This window comes from Lysobacter antibioticus (assembly GCF_000731095.1).
Classification (GTDB): Bacteria; Pseudomonadota; Gammaproteobacteria; order Xanthomonadales; family Xanthomonadaceae; genus Lysobacter; species Lysobacter antibioticus_B.
Genome location: NZ_JMTZ01000136.1, coordinates 1 through 4,445, shown reverse-complemented (window position 1 = coordinate 4,445; position 4,445 = coordinate 1). Strand labels below are relative to the sequence as shown.

Sequence of the window (4,445 nt, the reverse complement as noted above, 5' to 3'; positions counted from 1 at the left end):
CGAGGCTTACGCCGCTCCTACAAAGGCCGACGATCCAAGGGGTAGGAGCGACGCGAGTCGCGACCGCGCAGGCGAAAGATCCGTCGTAGTTTCGGTTTCGCGGTCGCGGCTCGCGCCGCTCCTACCCTTGGGGTCGTCACGCGTGGGAGAACGCGAGCGAAGGGCGCGTGGCCCTTCGCTCGCTGAGGCTCAACGCATCGTGACCAGTCGTGCGATCGCTGCGCGCAGGTCCGGCAGCGGGCCGATCTGGCCGCCGCTGCCGGTCTGCGGGGTGCCGGTGGTCATGAGCAGGTCGCGCATCTGCCGCGGGGTGAGGGTGATGCCGCGTTGCTTGGCGATGCCCGACAGCGCGACCACTGCCGCGGCGACGATCGGCGAGGCGCTGGAGGTGCCGGAGAAGGTCTTGGTGTAGCGCGCGTTGACGCCGCCGTTGTACAGGCCGCCATAACCGGTGCTGGTGACGCAGCGGCCCCAAGCCTGCACGTTGACGCGGCGGCCGTAGGTCGAGAACGGTTGCTTGGCGCGTTCGGCGACGGTGTCGCTGCACCAGGTGGTCGAACGCGGGCCGCCGGCGCCGACGATGATCGATCCCGAATCCGGGCGGCTGCGCGGGAACGGCGAGCCGAAGCAAGCGGTGTTGTCGAGATTCATGTTGCCGTTGCCGCCGGCCTGCACCACGTGCACGCCTTTGTTGGTGGCAACGACGATGGCGTCGTACACCGAGGGCGTCCACTCCACCGGCACGTAGTTGCTGCAACCGCTCGGTCCGGCTGCCTGTTGTTCGAGCAGCATCACGTCGCCGGCGCGCAAGGCGTTGGCCGCGGTCAGGATGGCATTGGCCAGGTCGTAACCGCGCTGGGTGTTCATCGCATTGGTGTAGTGCGCGCTGGCGCCGCTGACCAGGCCGGTGACGCCGATGCCGTTATTGTCGGCGACCAGTTCGCCCATCACCGCGGTGCCGTGGTTGTTGTCGTTGAACGGGTCGCTCGGCGTGCCGTTGGCGACCAGCGCACCGGCGAGGCGCAGCTTGGACAGGTCTTCGTGGTTAGTGTTCCAGCTGTATTCGATGTCGAGCACGCGCACGCCGGTGCCGTCGCCGCCGGCCACGGTGCGGGCGTACTGGCTGTCGATGCCGTTCTGCGCCGCGGGCAGTTTGTAGTACTGGTAGTCGTGATACGCGGGCGAGGCCGGCAGCGGCATCGGCAGCGCCGCCGGGTAGGCGATCTCGACGATGCTCATCGCGTTGAGTTCGTCGATCACCCGCTGGATGTCCTGGCCCGGCCGCACTTTCAGGCGGAACCATTGGCTGAGGTCGGGCTGTTCGTTCTGCGCCTGCGGTTGTGCGCTCTTCGACAAGGCCGTGAGCGTGGCTTCGTCGGCGCGGAACAAGGGCTCCATGTCCGCGACCGGGCCGGCGCCGGTGGCCAGGCTTTCCAGTGCCGCCAGGCGCCCGTATTTCGCCGAGGTCGGGCGTCCGCCCTGCAGGCGCACCTGGCTGTCGCGGACGAATTTGACTTCGATGTACTCGCGCGAATCGTAGCGGCTGAGTTGGGTCTTGGCCGGCTTGGGCATGACCGACAGGGATGCGGGTGCGTTCGACGGCGGTGCGGCGAGCGGAGCGACCGCGGGCATCGCCGCGATCGCCAGGCACGGCAGCAGCAAACGCAGCAAGGGAGCGGATTTCGTGCGTGCGGGTGAGGACTTGGAGCGCATGAGAAAGAATCCTGAGTGGATGGGAGGAGCCGTCATGCGAAGCGACACGCTGTCCGGGCTTCGCGGCCGGTGCGGAGCGGACCGTCGGGCGATCCGGCGGCGAGGATAGTCAGGCGCTATGTGCCTCGACTTGAGACGGATCACGCTTTCAATGACGCGACGCAGTCGGTTTTTTCCTGTGCGTAAACCGGGATCGAGCACACGGCTTGAGGACGTCGCAATGCGGCCTATGCCCGTCGCGCAGGCCGCGGACGTGTCAGGGTGATGGGTTGGGTTGGGCCCGAGGCGATGTGCGCGGGCGAAACCTTGTGCAGTGCATCGAGACGGCATCGGATGGAGGCGTTCTTGTCTCAGGCGCCGCATCGCGGCCTGGCCGATCGACGCAATGCGAGCGGAGTCCGGTGCGAACAGGACTTCTGGGACGGGTCCGGGCGAGGGCGCTCGCTATAGTGGCGGCACCATTCAGCAGGGATCGTGCCGTGTCCAAGTCCAGCCTCCCGCTCGTCGCTTTGTTGGCCATGTCCACCGCGTCCGCCGGCGCCTTGCACGGCATCCAACCCGACGATATCAACCGTCAGGGCAATGCCTGCACCGATTTCTACGACTACGCCAACGGCGCTTGGCGCAAACAGAACCCGATCCCGGATTACATGGACCGCTGGAGCCGGCGCTGGCAATCGGGCGAGCTCAACAAGGAGCGCGTGCGCGACATCCTGACCGAGTTGTCGGCGCGCAAGGATTGGCCGAAGGGCAGCGCGGGCCAGTTGGCCGGCGATTTCTATGCGGCCTGCATGGACGAGTCGCGGGTCGATGCGCTCGGCAGCAAGCCGGTGCAGCCGTGGCTCAGCGAGATCGGCGCCATCGGCGATGGTGCCGGCGTGCAACGCATGATCGGCAAGCTGCACGACGCCGGCGTGGGCGTGCCGTTCGTGCTGTTCGCCGGCGAGGACCTGCGCGAGCCGTCGCAGACCATCGCCCATGTCTACGCCGGCGGCCTCGGTTTGCCGGATCGCGATTATTACCTCAAGCCGGAGCCGCGTTTCGTCGAGGCGCGCGCCAAGTACCTGGTGCATGTGGCCAAGATGTTCGAGCTGGCCGGCACCCCGGCCGAGCAGGCGCAACGCGACGCACAGACGGTGTTCGACTTCGAGAAGCGCCTGGCTGAGGCCTCGCTGGACAACGTGCAGTTGCGCAACCCGAAGCTGCAGGACAACCCGACTGCGTTCGCCGACCTGTCCAAGCTCGCGCCGAGTTTCGATTGGGGCCGTTACTTCGATGCGGCCGGCATGCCGCGCAACGCGGTCAACGTGACCCAGCCGAAGTTCCTGCAGCAGGTCGAAAAGGAGCTGGCGACGACGCCCTTGCCCCAGTGGAAGACCTATCTGCAATGGCATCTGCTCAACACCGCGGCCGACTCGCTGTCGCAGCCCTTCGTCGAGGAGAACTTCGCCTTCAACGGCAAGTTCCTGACCGGCGCCACCCAGATGAAGCCGCGCTGGAAGCGTTGCGCCGAGCTCACCGACACCCAGCTCGGCGAAGCGCTGGGGCAGAAGTACGTGGAGAAGTACTTCCCGCCGGAAGCCAAGGCGCGCATGCAGGACATGGTCAAGAACATCCTGGCGGCGATGGACGACACCATCGGCGAGCTGGCCTGGATGGACGACGCGACCAAGAAGAAGGCGCTGGAAAAGCGCTCGACCTTCGTCGCCAAGTTGGGCTATCCGGACAAATTCAAGGATTACCAGGGCGTCGCGGTGAGCCGCGACTCGGCCTGGGACAACCTCGTCGCCGCTTCGCGCTGGAACGTGACTGATAACCGCAGCCAGATCGGCAAGCCGACCGACCGTAGCCGCTGGGGCATGACCCCGCCGACCTCCAACGCCTACTACAACCCCTTGCAGAACGAGATCGTGTTCCCGGCCGGCATCCTGCAGTCGCCCGCGTTCGACGTGAACGCGACCGACGCGGTCAACTACGGCGCCATCGGCGTGGTGATCGGCCACGAGATCAGCCACGGTTTCGACGACCAGGGCGCGCAGTTCGACGCCAAAGGCCGCTTGTCCAATTGGTGGACGCCCGCCGACGGCAAGCAGTTCGCAGCCAAAGGCCAGTGCGTGGTCGACCAGTTCGAGGGCTATTTCATCGAACCCGGCCAGCATCACAACGGCAAACTGGTGCTGGGCGAATCCATCGGCGATCTGGCCGGCGCCAAGATCGCTTATCGCGCCTATCTGAAGTCGCGCGAAGGCAAGGGCCCGGAGCCGACCCTGGACGGCTTCAGCCCCGAGAAACAGTTCTTCATCGCCTGGGGTCAGTTCCGCGGCGATGAAACCCGCCTGGAGACCCAGCGCACCATGATCCAGGGCGACCCGCACCCGGTCGCCAAGTACCGCGTCAACGGCCCGCTGTCGAACCTGCCGGCGTTCCAGCAGGTGTTCGAGTGCAAGGCGGGCGATGCGATGGTGCGGGCGGAGGCTAAGCGCTGCGAGGTGTGGTGAGGGGGGCGGCTTCATAGTTCGTAGGCCCCTTGTAGGCGCGGCGTGAGCCGCGACCGCGGGACGCGCAGTGGCGGTGACGCCGGCGCTGCGCCTCGAAGCGGCGTACCGTCGCGGGGTAGGAGCGGCGCAAGCCGCGACCGTGCTGTGACGGTCTCGCGACGCTTCGCTCAAGCAAAACCAGGATCAAACGCCAAAAGCTTCCGCCACTAAAGCGGCGGGTTACTTTCTTTTGTC

The 4,445-nt window shown here is 66.5% G+C and carries 2 protein-coding genes; one reads left to right on the top strand and one right to left on the bottom strand.

The features are described 5' to 3' along the window. Positions 1 to 189: 189 nt before the first annotated feature. A complete protein-coding gene (locus EX88_RS0122415) occupies positions 190 to 1,713 on the bottom strand; it encodes a S8 family peptidase (protein WP_161786172.1) in 1,524 nt (507 codons plus the stop codon). A gap of 479 nt (positions 1,714 to 2,192) precedes the next feature. Between EX88_RS0122415 and EX88_RS0122410 the strand changes: the two genes are divergently transcribed. Beyond that, on the top strand, positions 2,193 to 4,211 hold the full coding sequence (locus EX88_RS0122410; RefSeq protein ID WP_051885439.1) for a M13 family metallopeptidase: 2,019 nt from the start codon (positions 2,193 to 2,195) through the stop codon (positions 4,209 to 4,211). Positions 4,212 to 4,445: the final 234 nt, after the last annotated feature.